The 16,496-nt window shown below is 31.0% G+C and carries 17 protein-coding genes and 1 tRNA gene; 9 read left to right on the forward strand and 9 right to left on the reverse strand.

Going from position 1 to position 16,496, the window contains the following annotated elements; translation table 11 throughout:
* Nucleotides 1-142 precede the first annotated feature (142 nt).
* From VLB80_00245 to VLB80_00255, 3 genes are read right to left on the reverse strand one after another with little or no spacing between them, the layout of a single operon-like run.
* Nucleotides 143-859: an ATP-binding cassette domain-containing protein gene (locus tag VLB80_00245; protein ID HSC24633.1), complete on the reverse strand. Its 717-nt coding sequence runs from the start codon at nucleotides 857-859 to the stop codon at nucleotides 143-145.
* Nucleotides 846-1,508 carry an amino acid ABC transporter permease gene (locus VLB80_00250; protein HSC24634.1) on the reverse strand — a complete coding sequence of 221 codons (663 nt, stop codon included), beginning with the start codon at nucleotides 1,506-1,508 and terminating at the stop codon, nucleotides 846-848. Before VLB80_00250 ends, VLB80_00245 begins: the two co-directional genes overlap by 14 nt.
* Nucleotides 1,505-2,284, reverse strand: a complete 780-nt coding sequence (locus tag VLB80_00255) for a transporter substrate-binding domain-containing protein (protein ID HSC24635.1) — start codon at nucleotides 2,282-2,284, stop codon at nucleotides 1,505-1,507. Before VLB80_00255 ends, VLB80_00250 begins: the two co-directional genes overlap by 4 nt.
* 364 nt (nucleotides 2,285-2,648) lie before the next feature.
* Between VLB80_00255 and VLB80_00260 the strand changes: the two genes are divergently transcribed.
* Together VLB80_00260 and VLB80_00265 are read left to right on the forward strand one after the other, a co-directional pair.
* Entirely contained in the window at nucleotides 2,649-3,251 is a 603-nt protein-coding gene (locus tag VLB80_00260; protein ID HSC24636.1) for a hypothetical protein, read from the forward strand.
* Between the two features lie 47 nt (nucleotides 3,252-3,298).
* Nucleotides 3,299-5,038 carry a DEAD/DEAH box helicase gene (locus tag VLB80_00265; GenBank protein HSC24637.1) on the forward strand — a complete coding sequence of 580 codons (1,740 nt, stop codon included), beginning with the start codon at nucleotides 3,299-3,301 and terminating at the stop codon, nucleotides 5,036-5,038.
* A gap of 115 nt (nucleotides 5,039-5,153) precedes the next feature.
* Here the strand turns inward: VLB80_00265 and VLB80_00270 are convergent, their stop codons facing one another.
* Together VLB80_00270 and VLB80_00275 are read right to left on the reverse strand one after the other, a co-directional pair.
* The gene (locus tag VLB80_00270) at nucleotides 5,154-6,479 is read right to left on the reverse strand and encodes a hypothetical protein (GenBank protein HSC24638.1); all 1,326 of its coding nucleotides are present in this window, start codon (nucleotides 6,477-6,479) and stop codon (nucleotides 5,154-5,156) included.
* A gap of 122 nt (nucleotides 6,480-6,601) precedes the next feature.
* Nucleotides 6,602-7,315: a hypothetical protein gene (locus VLB80_00275; protein HSC24639.1), complete on the reverse strand. Its 714-nt coding sequence runs from the start codon at nucleotides 7,313-7,315 to the stop codon at nucleotides 6,602-6,604.
* A 189-nt stretch (nucleotides 7,316-7,504) separates the two neighbouring features.
* On the opposite strand from VLB80_00275, the gene VLB80_00280 reads away from it, so the two are divergent.
* The 4 genes from VLB80_00280 to VLB80_00295 all read left to right on the forward strand — a co-directional run bounded on the left by VLB80_00280 (nucleotide 7,505) and on the right by VLB80_00295 (nucleotide 11,629).
* Complete coding sequence (locus VLB80_00280; protein ID HSC24640.1) at nucleotides 7,505-8,314, forward strand: hypothetical protein; 810 nt, start codon at nucleotides 7,505-7,507, stop codon at nucleotides 8,312-8,314.
* Nucleotides 8,315-8,342: 28 nt separating this feature from the next.
* Nucleotides 8,343-9,068: a hypothetical protein gene (locus VLB80_00285; protein HSC24641.1), complete on the forward strand. Its 726-nt coding sequence runs from the start codon at nucleotides 8,343-8,345 to the stop codon at nucleotides 9,066-9,068.
* Between the two features lie 17 nt (nucleotides 9,069-9,085).
* Nucleotides 9,086-10,243, forward strand: coding sequence for an ATP-binding protein (locus VLB80_00290; GenBank protein ID HSC24642.1), 1,158 nt, complete (start codon nucleotides 9,086-9,088; stop codon nucleotides 10,241-10,243).
* Nucleotides 10,244-10,459: 216 nt separating this feature from the next.
* Nucleotides 10,460-11,629 carry a hypothetical protein gene (locus VLB80_00295; protein HSC24643.1) on the forward strand — a complete coding sequence of 390 codons (1,170 nt, stop codon included), beginning with the start codon at nucleotides 10,460-10,462 and terminating at the stop codon, nucleotides 11,627-11,629.
* Nucleotides 11,630-11,653: 24 nt separating this feature from the next.
* Here the strand turns inward: VLB80_00295 and VLB80_00300 are convergent, their stop codons facing one another.
* Nucleotides 11,654-12,154: a hypothetical protein gene (locus VLB80_00300; protein ID HSC24644.1), complete on the reverse strand. Its 501-nt coding sequence runs from the start codon at nucleotides 12,152-12,154 to the stop codon at nucleotides 11,654-11,656.
* A gap of 213 nt (nucleotides 12,155-12,367) precedes the next feature.
* On the opposite strand from VLB80_00300, the gene VLB80_00305 reads away from it, so the two are divergent.
* Both VLB80_00305 and VLB80_00310 read left to right on the forward strand, forming a co-directional pair.
* A tRNA-Met gene (locus VLB80_00305) sits at nucleotides 12,368-12,444 on the forward strand.
* Between the two features lie 51 nt (nucleotides 12,445-12,495).
* A complete protein-coding gene (locus VLB80_00310) occupies nucleotides 12,496-12,915 on the forward strand; it encodes a hypothetical protein (protein HSC24645.1) in 420 nt (139 codons plus the stop codon).
* Here the strand turns inward: VLB80_00310 and VLB80_00315 are convergent.
* From VLB80_00315 to VLB80_00325, 3 genes are read right to left on the reverse strand one after another with little or no spacing between them, the layout of a single operon-like run.
* A complete protein-coding gene (locus VLB80_00315; GenBank protein HSC24646.1) occupies nucleotides 12,887-13,324 on the reverse strand; it encodes an NUDIX domain-containing protein in 438 nt (145 codons plus the stop codon). The two genes, VLB80_00310 and VLB80_00315, sit on opposite strands and share 29 nt — an antisense overlap.
* A gap of 7 nt (nucleotides 13,325-13,331) precedes the next feature.
* Nucleotides 13,332-14,891, reverse strand: coding sequence for a murein biosynthesis integral membrane protein MurJ (murJ, locus tag VLB80_00320; GenBank protein HSC24647.1), 1,560 nt, complete (start codon nucleotides 14,889-14,891; stop codon nucleotides 13,332-13,334).
* Nucleotides 14,892-14,900: 9 nt separating this feature from the next.
* Nucleotides 14,901-15,647 (reverse strand): ABC transporter ATP-binding protein, encoded by a 747-nt coding sequence (locus VLB80_00325; GenBank protein HSC24648.1) that lies wholly within the window; start codon nucleotides 15,645-15,647, stop codon nucleotides 14,901-14,903.
* Between the two features lie 155 nt (nucleotides 15,648-15,802).
* Between VLB80_00325 and VLB80_00330 the strand changes: the two genes are divergently transcribed.
* Nucleotides 15,803-16,496 (forward strand): LON peptidase substrate-binding domain-containing protein (locus VLB80_00330; GenBank protein ID HSC24649.1); only part of this gene is annotated, 694 nt, incomplete at its 3' end.

Raw genomic sequence — 16,496 nt, forward strand, 5'->3', positions numbered from 1 at the left:
ACTTTGAATAGCTGAAGGGTTAGGGGGGTGAACAATACCTATACGTATTGTTCAATTAGGGACATTTTTATATCTTTTTTAAATATTTGCCTAATGCTAACAAGCGTCTGGTGCTTTGTCAAGAAAGTCAAAGCTTTAATTTTTACTCATGTCCAGCAATAAATTTTTTAATGTAAGGAAAAGAATTTGGATTACTATGAAACGTTTCTGACTGAGCTGTTTCAATAATAGATCCCTCACTCATTAAATAAATAGTACAATTTAATTTTTTTAATAAATCAATATCATGCGTAGCGACCAGAATTATATATCCATCTGTAGCTAGCTGTTGAATATTATTCGCAACATACGACGTCAGTATAGGGTCTAACGCTGATGTTGGTTCATCTAAGCATATAACTTCTGGTTCTAAAGCTAATGTACGTGCAATTGCAAGTCGTTGTTTTTGTCCACCCGAAAGTTGTGCGGCATATTTATTTTTTTTATCAAGTAAGCCATAATGTTCTAATAATTTATGTGCAATTTTTTGAGCATCAGAAGGGTTTTTTTTAAGTATTCGTTCAAGCGGTAAAGTTATATTTCGTTCAACGGTTAGATGGTCAAAAAGATTGAATTGCTGAAACACCATACCAATAACATGAGCTGTATTTATAGTTGAAGCATTAAGAGTTGTACCATTTAATGATATAGTTCCGCTATTGACCGTTTCAAGATTATTTAAAATTCGTAATAACGTTGATTTTCCAACGCCCGATGATCCTAAAAAAAGTGCGACTTCGCCTTTTTGTACGGTGAATGAAATATTATTAAGAATTTTTTTTTTAGCAAATAATTTAGTGATTCTATCAATCTTTAGCATGATGATTCATCCTTTTTTCTAGAAATGTAACACCACAAGAGATTGTTGATGTTATAATAAGATAAAGTATAGCAACGGCAAAATAGACAGTAACTGCATCAAATGTTTTACTTTTGACAAAATTTGCCTGTTTGGTTAATTCTGCAACACCAATTAACGATGCAAGCGCTGAGTCTTTGATTAATGTAACGAATTCATTACCAAGAGCAGGCAACGTTGTGCGTAGTGCTTGTGGTAATATAATATAGTAAATAGTGTCGCTCATAGAAAAACCAAGAACTTTTGCTGCTTCAAGTTGTCCTATTCCAATAGATAATATTCCAGATTTAATTATTTGGCTGATATATGCAGCGCTATTAAGTCCTATAGCAATTATCGCTGTCCATAATGCAGAAATATGTATGCCAATATGGGGAAGTAAAAAATAGGCACATAATATTTGAATGAGCATAGGAGTTCCACGAATAATAATCACATAACAAGTAGTAATAAAAATCATAATAGTATTTTTGCTTGTTTGCATTAATGCTAGTATAGTCCCTAATATAAGGCCAATACAACAACTAATTCCCGCTATTTGAAGAGTAACAATAAGACCTTGAAGTAATAAGGGTAAATATTCAATGATAAGATTAAAATCAATAATCATGAAAGATTCCATTTTGTTTTTAAAGCTGCAAGAGTGCCATCTTCTTGCATACGGTCAAGGGTAATTTGAATGTAATCACGTAATTCTGGATAATGTTTTGAAATTGCAAATGCACTACTTTCTTCGGTATTTGGAATAGGCGTCACAAAAAAATTGTTAATTCCATATTTATCAAAATAGGGTTGCATTGGGTATAATGCAGTAACAAATGCATCAGCTCTGCCGCTTTCTAATGCTAATATACCATCACTTACTGCAGCAGATGATAATCGTAGAACATTAATTTTTGGTTGTTCAGACATATAGGAATCTGCTACATATCCTTCATTTACAACAACGGTTTTTCCAAGTAAATCATCAAGAGTAACAGCAAAATTTTTGGTTTTTAAGCTGACAATAACCAATGGATTTCCTGTTGCCAAGTGAGGATGAGTAAATAGTGCGCGTTCTGCACGTTCTGCCGTTGGTGTTATGCCTGCAGCAATAACATGAATATTGCCAAGTTGGATTTCTGGAATTAATGCGTCAAAAGGCATATCTTTAAGAATCATTTCTTTATTAAGTCGTTTTAGTACTTCGGTAATAACCTCGATGTCAAAACCAGTAATTGTATTATCATTATCCCTGAATGAAAATGGTTGAAATTCAGCATTTGTTCCAACAATAACGGTATCCAATGCTGTTGTAGTAATAATGTTTTTTGAGGCCTTATACCAAATTGTTACTGTTGTTATTATAATGAGTGTAACGATAATCAATAATGATGTTTTTTTCATAAAAATCTTTCCTTTGCGAGCTTAAATTGTGGCTAATGTAAATAGTAATTCTTTTTTTTGATCAGGTCAAAAAGTATCAAAAAAAGGCCTTTTTTGTTTATAGTAAAGAGGTATAGGCAATAAATAAAAAAGATATAATGAAAAAGAACAATGGATCCAAACAGAATGTAGTGTTAAAAAAAATAAATAGATATATAGACCGTGAAATATCTGCGATTATTACGTTCTATTGTATAAAAAATGACTTTTTTATGCAAAAATATATACATTCATTATTAATTAGGCGCCTATCGACAAACTGTAACAAAAGTATATACTTATTAATGTACATAGAATAATTATTAAAATTTTATAAGGATCGCTTATGAATAAATTGAATGCGTTAGCTTTGGCTGGATTGATTCTCAGTACCGTAAATAGTGCATTTTCTATGGGAAATGAACAAAAAGAAATTCTTTATGCGTTACATAACTTTAAACAACCCTTTGCTTCTGTCCCAATGATTGCTGAAAATATTGATATGTTTATTGGAATCATGGGTATGAGTACTCAAATGACTGAACAGAAATTAGCATCTGCCAACCAGAAATTTAAAACAGCTTTATGGAAAAATGGAGCTTTATTTGTCGGAGCTGTGGCAAACGAAGTAATGGTGGATTACACTTATAATTATTTAGGTTTAACAAAAAATATAGCTTCATTATTGTTTTTACGTGGAGTATATGGATTAGCGTCTATAGGAGAAATTCTTGTTAGTTTGAATATACACAATGCATGGAAAACAAGAGAATCTTTACGTGAAGCATTAGCATTGGATAAGGAAATTTTAGAAGAATTACAAGAGCTGAAAATGTCTTTAATGCAAAATTCTGAGCCAACAAATTTGAATTTATTAGAAAATATGCCACAAGGTAATGTAGAAAATGTCCAGCAAAGTAATGTAGATAGCATGTTACTAAACAATTAATTCTATTTGACAGTTTGTAAAAAAAGTAGTAGGTTGAAGAATGAGGCATGAGAAAAGTTTTTTTACATGCTGAAGTTTTGTATCAGTTTATACATTTTTTATTTTGTGAGACGTATGTGAGTATAAAAGCATTGGGTGTTGATTCGCGTTTAGTACAAGCAGTTTCTGAATTAGGTTTTACCCAACCAACAGCAATTCAGGAAAAAGCTATACCTCTTCTTTTGCAAGGGGATAGAGATCTTATAGGTTTGGCACAAACAGGAACCGGTAAAACGGCAGCGTTTGGATTGCCATTAATTTCAGCTGTTATGGATGGTAAAACTCAAGGACTTGTGATCTGCCCAACGCGTGAGCTTTGTTTGCAAATTACTAAAGAGCTAACATCCTATGCAAAATATCTTAACGGTGTGAATGTTGTTGCTGTTTATGGCGGCGCAGATATCAGAACTCAAGTTTCTGCATTAAAGCGTGGTGCGCATATAATCGTAGGAACACCGGGTAGATTAATTGATCATATTAATCGTAAAACTATACCTTTAGAAAAAATCGGACGAGTTGTTCTTGATGAAGCTGATCAAATGTTGGATATGGGATTCCAAGAAGACATTGATGAAATTTTAAAATTTACACCAAAAGATAAAAAAGTCTGGTTATTTTCTGCAACAATGCAGCCTAAAATTGAAAAAATAGCTCATACTTACATGCATAATCCACTGCAAATTACCGTAGGCTCTCGTAATAGTGGTGCAACTAATATTGAACATCAATATTGCATAGTTAGAGGTGCTGATGTTTATAGTGCAGTCAGACGATTTATAGATTTGTATCCTGATATGTTTGGAATTGTATTTTGTCGCACAAAGCGTGATACACAAGAAATGAGTTCACAACTTATTAGTGCTGGATATAGTTCTGATGCATTACATGGTGATTTATCTCAACCACAACGTGACGCGGTCATGAAGAAGTTTAGAGATAAAAAAATTCAAGTTTTGATAGCAACTGACGTGGCTGCTCGTGGTATTGATGTTGATGGCGTTACCCATGTTTTACATTGTAACTTACCAGATGACATTGAAAATTATACCCATCGAAGTGGACGTACAGCTCGTGCCGGCAAATCGGGAGTTTCTATTATTATTACTACATCGTCCCGAAAAATTAAAATGATAGAGCAACAGTTAGGCATTACGATTAAATCGATTCAGGTTCCAACTGGTGACCAATTATGCCAAAAACAGTTGCATCATTTTTCACAAAAGTTAATTGATACTCCAGTAAATGACATCATCAAGCCTTACTTGCAAGGCATTCAAGAATCATTAAATTTATTATCAAAAGAAGAAATCATTGAACGTATATTTTCACTTAATTGTAGTGAAATGTTAACTCATTATCAAAAATCGCCAAACTTAAATTCTACATCTACTGGTTATGATTCTTATAGAGAAAGAGATACGAGAAGCAGCAGAAGTGGTACTGGAAGAAGAAGCAATTCTGATAATACTGGATTACCTACAAGTCGTTATAACGGTTCCAATAGAGATGAAGCTCGGCTTTTTATCAATGTGGGCAAAATTGATCAAATGAATAAAGAAAGTTTGATTAAGTTTATTACAACAACATCATCAGTTGATGGAAACTGTGTTAGTCGTGTTTCAATGCAAAATACACGTTCATTTTTCACCGTTGATGATAATAAAAAAGCTCAAGCAATCGTGAGAACGTTAAAAGAAACAATGCTTAAAGGCAGAAGAATTCAAATCGAGTTTGAGCCAGTAAGATAAGTTTAGCAACTAATATATAATATATTAATATTATAATAACAATCGACTATAGAAATAAAATTTCTATAGTCGATTGTTATTATTTATAAAAATACTATTAAAAATACAGATCCTGTCATTGATCTAAGTTTAGGTCTTGCTCTTTGTTATTTTCAATTAACTTAATGACTTTATGCGCATTTCTATCACGAGTTCGGTCCTGATTCTTATTAGAATCCATTATATAATATTTTCGTTCACCGTTATTTTGATGCATAACAAGTGGATACCAATGGCCTGATGTGCGATCTTTGTCGCCTAGTTGTTTCATGTTTCCTAAAGCAAAAATTGCGAAAAATTGCTCTTTTTTGTTTAACAATTGATTTTGATTATCTTTTATAAAATTTTTTACAGGATCAACATTAGAAAAATAGTCCTCTTCTTGCGGGATATTTGGATTACTCTTTGGATGATCAACTAAATCAAAATCTCCTATTGTCGTTAGAATGCATGACGCTTTTATCGGTACAATTTCATCTTTATTTTCTTGCCATAAATATTTAATTTCGTCATCATCTAGCCATTCTCCCTTAAAATCATGTTGTAAATTAGGATCATTTTCTACTTGCTTAATTAACGTTGGCAAATCTAACAGGGCTTCCTTTGATAAAATATTTTTTCTCATTTCTTCTAGATTAAAACAACTTTGTATTGTTTCTATTTTTTGTAGTTTTTCAATTAAATCTTTATTCTCTTGCGTTGTTAATGCCTTCAAAGGTTTTTTCAAGTAAACCTGTATTGCTTGATCATCGAATTCATATACTTCTGTATTCAATGCAGGTTTTTTAAATATACCCACTACAACATTCTCCAAAGCTTTTAATGCTGATGAATATAATGTTTTGCTTTTTTCATCGCAATTTTTTGTGAAAAGTGACATAAATTTTTCATGTAACAATTCTTTTAATTTTTCATCTTTGCGGAGTTGAATTATTTGCTTACGCCATTCACCATTTGCACCAAAATATACCTTAATAGGACTAGAATTCATTAAATCTTTTTTTAATTCATCTTCATCTTCTTTATTATACTTTGATCTAACAAGTTGCATAGATCGCAATAATGTGTGGTAACCACAACTAGCAGCGCCACCACCATCAGTATTAAATTGAGAATATACTTGAAATTGTTTAATTATTTGATCAATATCTATATTTTTTTCTTCTTCATTCTTAATATCTATATTTTCTTCGTTCTTTTTGTTCATTAAATAATAATACAAACCACCAGCAAGACCAAGTGCCACCACTACTCCAGGCATAAATTTTTGCACAGAGTCATCATTGATAAGCGTTGATGCTTTTTCTTTTAAATCTTTCAGTGAAAGTGGGTAAAAAAATGTAACATGTAATATTAATAAAGAAATTGCTATAAAAGATGGCATAATATACTTACTTCTCATTTCTATCCTTTATGCTGCTATATACTCTATACATTAATAATATTTTATTATAATTGAATATAATATTACAACAACATGAGGCATTTACTTAACATAAAGGATTATTTACGGAATAAAAGGTTTTATTTCTGTTGTTTTTTATATAATTCTTGTTGAAGATTTTGTTCGTTTAGCATCTTTTGAACACTCCTTTGTGCATTGGGGTGCTCAAGATTAGAAGGAATATTATCCATTATATCATGAAATAGTAAATCAACGTTATTTTCGATTTGTTCAAACTGTTGATTTTTAATCTTATTAAGTAATTTGTGTAGATCTTTTTTTATTTCACTTTTGTTACTATAATGAGGTACTAAATTTTTAGAAATAGATGGCGCTGGCGGTACTGGGTGATCTATTGATAAGCTTGACGATAGCTGCAAACTCTGATGAATAGTGTTATTAATATTGTCAAAAAATGGATTTAATGAAGTTTCATTGGTGATAGCATTTAAAAGACAATCATGTAAGTTTTCATGCATAAAGATTTCGGTTTTTTTAGTGATTTCATAACCAAGACCTTTAAGCCTATCTATTTCTCTGTCTATATTAGCTATGGCTGCAGCATAAATAATTGATTTAGATCTCTCATATGTATACTGCGGGTCTTTTTGTTGTTCATAGGACAATGCGTTGCGTTCTTGTTTTATTGTATTAAAAATTGCATCTGCTACCTGTGCTGAAATACCATATTTCTCTTGTAAAATTTGTGAATAAGTTTTTGGTTGATCATTGCTTAAAATAAAATTTGAATTAATCGTAATGAAAAAAAAAGAAAAGGTAAAAAATTTATTCATAAAAAATCCTATAATCTGTAAATAATAAAAAAAAAAGTTATATGATGAACAGTATATATTTATACTTTTTTATGTAAAATTATTTGTTGCGCTGTAAATAAACTGTCCTACAATTAGGATATATCCAAGACTATTATAATTAAATATATTGATGTATGTATTTTTGTTATTTATGATAAAATTATCACCATGAATATATTAAAAGAATTTAAAGATTTTATTTGGCATTTTTACACATGCAATAAGCGAGAATTTGCATGGAGACATGTTGACAATCCTTATTATGTAGTAGTGTCAGAAATGATGTTACAACAAACTCAAACTCATCGAGTTATACCAAAATATGAGGAATTTATTGTTACGTTTCCTACGTTTCAAATATTAGCCGAAAGTACATTACGAGATGTTTTAAGTGTATGGCAAGGCTTAGGTTATTATCGTCGTGCACGATATCTACACCAATTAGCAAATATCATTGTAAATCAATATGATGGAATATTACCTCAAGAACAAAATATATTACAAACATTACCAGGAATTGGCCCAGGTACAGCGGGATCAATCGGTGCTTTCGCATTTAATAAGCCAACCATATTTATTGAAACAAACATTCGTACAGTTTTCATTGATTATTTTTTTAAAGGTAAAAGTAGCGTTACTGATAAAGAATTAATTCCTTTGATTACGGCAACTATCGATCATAATAATCCTCGAGAATGGTATTATGCATTAATGGATTACGGTGTTTGGTGTAAAGCTCAACATGTCAATCCTAGTCGTAAAAGTGCTCATTATACTAAACAGTCAGTATTTAATGGTTCTGATAGGCAAATACGTGCACGAATACTAAAGTTGATTATAGAAAAAGAAACAGTGGCATATCAAAACATCATATGTTTTATTGATAAAGATGCTGATCGAGTTAAAAAAATAATAGATACATTAGTTTTTGAAGGTTTTATAAAAAAAACACTAAATAATATATATTCAGTTACATAAAATATAAATAAATATGAAAGCTTTTTTAATGACCAAAAACATAACATTATTCTTTTTTCTGTCTACGTTATTATTATCTTCCTTTCACTTACACGCTATCCAACCCTCAACAGCTAAAATAAGCACTGCGATAACTTTTGCATTGTGTGTTAGTGGTAGCTATATACTAAAATCTAAAATACCTACAGAAGTCCATCCAGCAATTTTTGGTAGTATGAGTTGTTTAGTAACAACATTGATGTATTATATTTTATATCAAGCAACACCAGTGGGACGTATTAAAAGAGCTAATAACTTACTTAAAGAAATTACTCATTATACATTAGCTACAACTCATTTTGATGATGATATTATCTTTTTTGATAAGATCCAGGATCTGTATCTTACCTTTAATTTACCGATCATCAGCGCACATAACGACCTTGTTGATTTGGTTCCAATAGTACATTATGCAATTGACTTGATTAATAAGGCATCAGCAGATAGCGATGAAGATGAATTTTTACAAAAAAAATGTGATATTTCACTATCACATGCTATTACATTATTTCACAATATATCTAATGCAATTAAACGCATTAGAAACCATAAAGATTATCTCTCTCAGTTAAATATCCACAGAGAAAATATTATACAAGAACAACAAACCATAGCACAGCAACAAATGGCCTATGCGCAACAACAAGCTGCCAACGCTCAACAAGATCATGTAATTTTAAAATGGTTAAAATTTTTACTTAATATTAAAAAATAATAATACAAAAGATCACAATGAAAAAAATAGCTAGAAAAAAAATAATCGCATTATCACTTGCCTGTTTAATTGGAATTCAGCCATCAATACATTGTTCTTCTTTTACTAATTTTACTGATAAGTTATTTAATCGCATCATGGATGAGGCACCCAATACTATAATAAATATCGCTACTTTTCTTATAACACTTTATATTACTGTTTATATTTTTAAGAATACGTTTCAACCCCCTGTTAGCACATCAATAGTTAACATGTCACCAGTAACAGGCATAACAGAAACATTGAATGATTATGTAAATATTCCAGAGTCCATATTAATGCTCGTAAATCAGATAGAAAAACCTGCAAAATATATCTCTATGAATGCTCCTTTTCCATCGGGAATTCTCTTATGTGGAGATTCTGGTGTAGGAAAAACACATCTTGTGCGTGCAATGTCAGGCACACTTAAATGTCCTATTTTTCAATATACTTCAGCAAATCTTTTACAACCATATATCGGACAAAGTGGTAACATTGTTAAGGCTATTTTTGCTGCCGCACGCGAAGCAGCACAAAAATCAAAGTATAAACTAGCAATTATATTCATAGATGAGTTTGATGGAATAGGTAAAAGAGTAGACGCTAGCGTCCCTGGAAAAATTGATGCAACTAATAACATAATAAATACTTTTTTAACTGAAATGGATGGGTTTAATAAAAATAAAGAATATCATGTTATTGTTATAGGAGGAACTAATAACCCCAGCTGGATAGATAAAGCTATCTGTAGGTCCGGTCGTTTTGATATAAAAATAACAAGTCCCCCAATAGATTTTGATGGACGTAAAAAACTAATCGAAAAATTTAAATCGCAAAAGCCGACTAATGATTGTGTTGTTACTGACAGCTTAGCACAAATCACAGATAAAATGACTCCAGCGGATATTAAATGCTTATTTGATAATGCAGGACGATATGCTGTTTATAACAACAGACAAACAAGGCACAATATAGATTTTATAAGAGCATTGCCAGGTGACAAAACAACATATCAGTTGATAGAATCAGCGAAGAAACTTTATGCCAACACTCCAAATTTTAAAAATAATTTATCAGAGATTACAAGCAATACAGAGCTCATAAATTATTGTCAAAAACATGAGAACTATGAAAATGTTAAGGATATCTAGCTAACCAATTATATGATAAAATTGTATTGGTTTTTGCTCATTATTTCTTCAGTTTTATATGCTCTTCCATTTTTGTTTAGCACGCAGCTTTGGTGGCTAGTTTTTTTCTTTCCTATTCCTTTATTATATCTGACGCGCACCATAAATCTTTCATTTGTTCATGGTTATATATGGGGTTGCATCACATTTTCATTACACTTGAGTGGAGGAATATATGTGATTACTTGTATGGCGCATGAAGCATGGATGATTGGTATATTAATTGGCATTGCTATGATAATGTATCAAGCATTATTTCCCGCTATATTATTCTGGTGTGTGACATATGTCGTACGTATTTTTTCAATTCAGCTTCCAGTTGTTCGCTTATGCATGTGGGCAATCGCTTTACTTTTGTTTATCATGTGGACCGATTGCTACAGTTTGTACCTTTTTGGTAGACTTGAAGGCTATCCACTCATGCAGCCACTTATTTTATTAGCTCATAAACCATACTTACTATACTTAGTAACAGCAATCGGTAAATTTTTATGTTTGCTGTTTTTTATGTTATTTTCAATTAGTTATGTTTTGTTATTGTGGTACAAAAATTGTAATGCATTATTTTTTGTGTGCATAGTAACTATTGCCTGGTTCTTTCCTTGGGGAATTAATAAAACAGCAACATATGAACATGACTGGCAACGACAGATAAAAACCTTACCGTACATGGTACATACTACTGCACAAAATCCAATAATTATGATACGTACCGTCGCTAATCAATTAAAAAATATTATTGCGAAATCTCCTGCAACTGAAATAGTAATTATGCCAGAATCAGCTTTTAATATAAGTAATTTTGCAGATATTCCTGAAATGATACAATTATGGAATAAAAATTGCTTAGGAAAATCAATACATTTTATTTTTGGCGCCTCTCGATGGCACAATACTCATTATTACAATTCATTACATTGGGTCTATAATGGTGTTTTACAAAACTGTTTTGATAAAAGACATGCGATGCTCATTTCAGAGAGATTGGTTTCTTGGATGGATAATAATATTATGCGGCAAACTTACTTTAATTCAAGTCCATTAGTCACCATATCTTCTGATGTACGCACAAAACTGATACTTTCTGAAATCATTACTTTTATTCCATATATTTGTTCAGAGCTTTTCTTTAATGAATTTCCTGACGATACCTATGGACCCATTCCTATCATTGCAATCATTAATGATATACTCTTTACAGATAATTTTTGGACATTATATATCGGTAAACTCTTATTACTACTGGCACGATATAAAGCCATTGTATGGAAGCGTGACATTGTTTACGTCTCTTATCAACAATCAGTGTTTATTGATAGATATGGTAATATAAAAGAAATTAATTGATAAATATCATCATGACCTAAATAACTAGTCTTGTAATGATGATGTTACACTAACCGCACCATATTGATCATAAGTAATATCAAAATGTCGATCCCTACATAGAGATTTACGTTCTAATGCCGTTGCTGGCTGCTTCTGCAAAGATTCTTTTTTAATTTGCTTTGATTGCGGTAATTTTGTTGTACTTTTAATATCAGTCCAGGTAATAGGAACTTTTTTCCATAATGTTTTCTCAAAATTATTAGCTTTCTGTTCTGAAGTTGGATTTTTGGCATAATAAAGGTTATCCAAACAAAAACCCCATTTTATAGCGGGAATATCACCTTTACCCGGTGTGAAAGTATTAGTTGTTTTCGGCTTAATAATTTGTTTATAAAGAGGTTCATTGCCATCGTTACTCGTATATTGTATAGCAATACCAATTGGTTCATTTGTATTATTAAAAAAACTATTCTCATAAGCGGCTAAAGACATAACTGATAAAACTACTATAATTATCGATATTATTTTCATATTATTTTTCATATTTATTCCCTGCAAGACTATTTTATTTTTATTTTAAATATAATGACTAACAGTTTAAAAAATCAATACTATTATAAAATTATTACGATGCTTTAGTAAATCAATGATTAAAAAGATTTAAAAGATAAATAATTTTGTTTGACAAATACCCTAACAGCTCGTATAGTTATAGTAATATTTCTTTTCTGATAAAATATAGATATACAAATATACCGCGGGGTAGAGCAGCCTGGTAGCTCGTTGGGCTCATAACCCAAAGGTCGCTGGTTCGAATCCAGCCCCCGCAACCAAATTACCTATTAAAATAACCTGTCTACAAAAAATATTTTAAAATAACTTTTATGTATAAAAAAACAGTCTTTTTTCTAATCATTGTTTGCAGCAATATTTCGTGCGAAACTAGCAGTAAAGTTGAAAAAACGTCTTTTGATAAAGATACAATAAAAGAATTTCAATTGAAACTCTTTACTGATAACTTGCAAGAAGTAAATAAAGAAATAGAAAAAATAAATAGTGATTCGTTTCATTATAAATTTTTAGCATTTTTTGCTGCAATACCGACTGGTATAATTGTTGGTTACCTTGTTAATAACCAATATAAAAGTCTTAGTGGTGCAATAATGACAAGCGGGGGTATCTTTTCAGTTGGAGGGGTATGTCTAGTATCAGCAATGATTGATGAAGAGTACAAAAATGTGTTATTACAGAGGAAAAATCGCATTGAGAATGAAATCATGAATTTTTCACTTCATTCTCAATAGATTGAATATATTCGTTAGCTTTTTTTAAAACTATTTTTGCATTTTTGTACGTTAATTGATCATATGCTTCTTTATATGGTAACCACACATAATCAGTATGTTCATAAGAAAGGGTAACTTTTTTATCTGTTGCTTTACCAATAAAAAAATAAACCATTTTTTTTGTTAATTGCTTATCATAATCTAAAAAAATATAGTGTATTTTTTCTTCAAAATTATCCTCAAGATCAACATGCAATCCTGTTTCTTCAAACAATTCTCGTAGTGCGGCTTGCCGTTTAGTTTCATTTTCTTCTATTTTACCTTTGGGAAATTCCCAATGACCTGCAGAATACTGAAGCAATAAATAAAAAACTGTGTCATTGTCTATTGCATACGTAATGATACCAGCCGATTCTATATTTTTCATAATTATTTTATTTCAAAAAATGAAGATTAATTTTAAATAATGTGCGTGAAAAGTATAACATAATAATAAATAATAAAGAAAGTGGACCTACCCATAACCATAGGCCAATGTCAACGGTAAAAAAAGATGCAATTGCAGATGGTAGCCATTGTACAATCGCCGCCATAAAATTATAATAACAGAACAAAAAAACGCTGCTCACGATACTAAGCTGTATGACATAACGCATAGCAAAAGATAAAAATGATAATATATATATACGAAATTTATACTTTCTATATAAAATAAATAAAAATAAAACCGTTTGTATGCTGCTTGATAATGTTGTTGCAAGAGCTAAGCCAACCGTTTGCAATTTTTCTATAAAAAGCATGTTAAGAATAATATTAATGGTTGTTGCACATAAAGCGATAACTGCCGGTACCCAGGCTGCATGCATTGCATAAAATATATTAAGTAGAATTTTATTAAGTGAAAAAAAGAATAAACCAAGCAAGAGAACAAGCAAAATATTACCTGCTTGCTGCACTTGCATTACAGTGAAATTTTTTGAAAGAAATATAGTTGAAAATATTTCTTGTGAAAAAAATCCCATTAATAGTGCTACTGGCGCTGTAACCCACAGAATAAATTTAGCTGATTCAAGCAAATAAAAATGAAGTCGCTTAGGAGAATATGTATGTATGCGCGAGAAATGAGGAAGCAGAATAGTAGAAAATGCAACAGCAAAAACACCAAGAGGTATACCAACAAAACGATTAGCATAAAAAAGTAATGATATTGATCCAGGAGCTAAAAATGATGCAAAACTTGTGTCAATAAATAGAGCAATCTCCATTAAGCTTATACTGGGAATACAAAGCAAAAATTTTCCTACAATACGTATAAATATAAAAAAATCTTCTTTCGTTATTTTTCCAAAAAAAAACTTAAATTTAATGTACATAATAAGATGCATGATAAAGTGAATAAATCCAGCAAAAACAACAAAATAGCACAGCGTAGTAACAGGAAGGTGAAAAAATAGACAAACACATATACCGATAATAAAAATAAAATTGATAACAATTGGAGCTATAGCAGGAATTAAGAAATGATCAATTGCATTAAGTGCTCCCGCCAACAATGCACTACTTGATATGAATAAAATAAACGGCATGAGTATATAGAGCATTGGAATAGTGGCATTTACTTGATTATCAGAAAAACCAGGAGCAATGAAGTGAATTATATATGCTGCATAATTCATGATAAAAATACAAATAATTACTACAATTCCCTCAAAGACTAAAAAAGCGAGTGACATTAGTCCTGCAATATTATTTTTGTTGTCATGATGCACTGTCGTAACAATCGTTGGAATAAATGCAGCAGAAAGTGCGCCTTCAGCAAAAACTTTACGTAAAGAATTTGGTATTTTATATGCAGTTAAAAATGCATCAGATAATCCACTTACTCCTAAATATTTGACCATAAGCACTTCACGGACTATGCCAAAAAACCTACTTAATAGCGTTGATAAACCAACCTTGATTGTTTTATTGAGAATTTTTTTCTGAGATCGCATGTAAGCCTTCTACATTTTTGTTAATGAACCTTTGGATAATTGGTAAACTTCATGCATTTTTTTTGTAACGTAATCATCATGACTGCTGATAATAATACCCATTCCCCATTCTTGTCGACATTCCAGTAATAAATCCACAATTTTTTTACCGGTGGTCACATCTAAGTTTCCCGTTGGCTCATCAGCAATTAAAAATGATGGTTCATTAAAAAGTGCACGCGCAATAGCAACACGTTGCTGTTGGCCTCCAGAAAGCTCTCTAATCGAACTATTCTCTTTGTGTGATAGCTCTACTTTTTGTAATAATTCTAGAGCCTTCTTTATACAATTATCTTTTGTACGGCCATTAATAAGACCAGGAAGCATAATGTTTTCTATTATAGATAATTCATATAGCAAGTAAGGTGATTGAAATACCAGACCAATCGATTTATTTAAGAAGCGTTCACGTTTGGTAGCAGATAATTTTTGTAATGAAATATTATTGAATAATATTGTGCCACTTGTAGGAATATCAAGGCCCGCAAGTAAATGTATAAACGTTGATTTTCCTGATCCTGATATTCCGGTAATTGCATACGTTTCTTCTTGCCTAAAAATACTTGTTATGTTATTAAGAACAATAATGTCCTCAATGCCTTGCTTAAATTTTTTACAAATATTGTGCGCACTAAGTATTGCCTGCTCCATAGCGATGCCCTGATCATTAAAATTAATTATTTTTCTTTTAGTATAAGTTATAAATAGGCTTTTCATAGCAAAAAACTTTATATGAATGATAGCATTTTAGATAAAGGCTATTTGTTAAGAATTTTTTGGTCTCCCGCGTAACAATTATTGAGTTGTTTTGGTTGCATTGCATAAACTATAATTGTAAAGAGCGACACCAATAAAAAGTAGGGGGAGTGATAATGAGAAGTGTTGTCAATCAAAAAAAAATCAATATTTCTTCAGAAATATTGCCAGTTATACCAACAATGGATGTTGTTGTCTTTCCGCAAATTATTGTACCATTACTTGTTCTTGATGAAAAAATTATTAACGGAATTAATCAATCAATAGAAGAAAAAAAAATGGTATTTCTACTTGCAGCAAAAAATGGGGTAGATCCACAAGGAGCAATTAGTACCGATGACCTCTATACTGTTGGAACAATCGCAACGGTGATGCGTCTTATTAAACTACCTGAAGGTGGTATTAAAATTCTTGTTCAAGGATTATGTAAGGCTCGTGTACTTGATATCATGACAAATGAAAATATTTTACAAGCAAAAGTACAAAAAATTGAAGCCGAGGATAGCAATAATATAGAGTTAATTGCTTGTGTACAAAAAATTAAAAAAATTGCAGATCAAATGGCGACATCAGGCTACACATTTAGTCCTGATTTTCATATTATTTTGTCAAAAATGAATGATGCAGGAAAAATCGGTGATTTTATACTTTCTCACCTCAATTTAAATGTTGGTGATGCTCAAAAACTTCTTGAAACTGAAACACAGAAAGACTTTCTTATATTATTATCTGATTATTTAACTAAAGAAGTACAAACTGCAGAAATTCAAGAAAAAATAAGAAATAATGCTCGCGAATCAATGAATCGTT

The sequence above is a fragment of the Candidatus Babeliales bacterium genome (genome assembly GCA_035455925.1).
In the GTDB taxonomy this organism is placed as follows: Bacteria; Babelota; Babeliae; order Babelales; family Vermiphilaceae; genus SOIL31.

Coding starts and splice junctions, on each gene's coding strand:
- VLB80_00245 (HSC24633.1), bottom strand. CDS start 859: ATGCTAAAGATTGATAGAATCACTAAATTATTTGCTAAAAAAAAAATT.
- VLB80_00250 (HSC24634.1), bottom strand. CDS start 1,508: ATGATTATTGATTTTAATCTTATCATTGAATATTTACCCTTATTACTT.
- VLB80_00255 (HSC24635.1), bottom strand. CDS start 2,284: ATGAAAAAAACATCATTATTGATTATCGTTACACTCATTATAATAACA.
- VLB80_00260 (HSC24636.1), top strand. CDS start 2,649: ATGAATAAATTGAATGCGTTAGCTTTGGCTGGATTGATTCTCAGTACC.
- VLB80_00265 (HSC24637.1), top strand. CDS start 3,299: ATGAGAAAAGTTTTTTTACATGCTGAAGTTTTGTATCAGTTTATACAT.
- VLB80_00270 (HSC24638.1), bottom strand. CDS start 6,479: ATGAGAAGTAAGTATATTATGCCATCTTTTATAGCAATTTCTTTATTA.
- VLB80_00275 (HSC24639.1), bottom strand. CDS start 7,315: ATGAATAAATTTTTTACCTTTTCTTTTTTTTTCATTACGATTAATTCA.
- VLB80_00280 (HSC24640.1), top strand. CDS start 7,505: ATGAATATATTAAAAGAATTTAAAGATTTTATTTGGCATTTTTACACA.
- VLB80_00285 (HSC24641.1), top strand. CDS start 8,343: ATGACCAAAAACATAACATTATTCTTTTTTCTGTCTACGTTATTATTA.
- VLB80_00290 (HSC24642.1), top strand. CDS start 9,086: ATGAAAAAAATAGCTAGAAAAAAAATAATCGCATTATCACTTGCCTGT.
- VLB80_00300 (HSC24644.1), bottom strand. CDS start 12,154: ATGAAAAATAATATGAAAATAATATCGATAATTATAGTAGTTTTATCA.
- VLB80_00310 (HSC24645.1), top strand. CDS start 12,496: ATGTATAAAAAAACAGTCTTTTTTCTAATCATTGTTTGCAGCAATATT.
- VLB80_00315 (HSC24646.1), bottom strand. CDS start 13,324: ATGAAAAATATAGAATCGGCTGGTATCATTACGTATGCAATAGACAAT.
- murJ (HSC24647.1), bottom strand. CDS start 14,891: ATGCGATCTCAGAAAAAAATTCTCAATAAAACAATCAAGGTTGGTTTA.
- VLB80_00325 (HSC24648.1), bottom strand. CDS start 15,647: ATGAAAAGCCTATTTATAACTTATACTAAAAGAAAAATAATTAATTTT.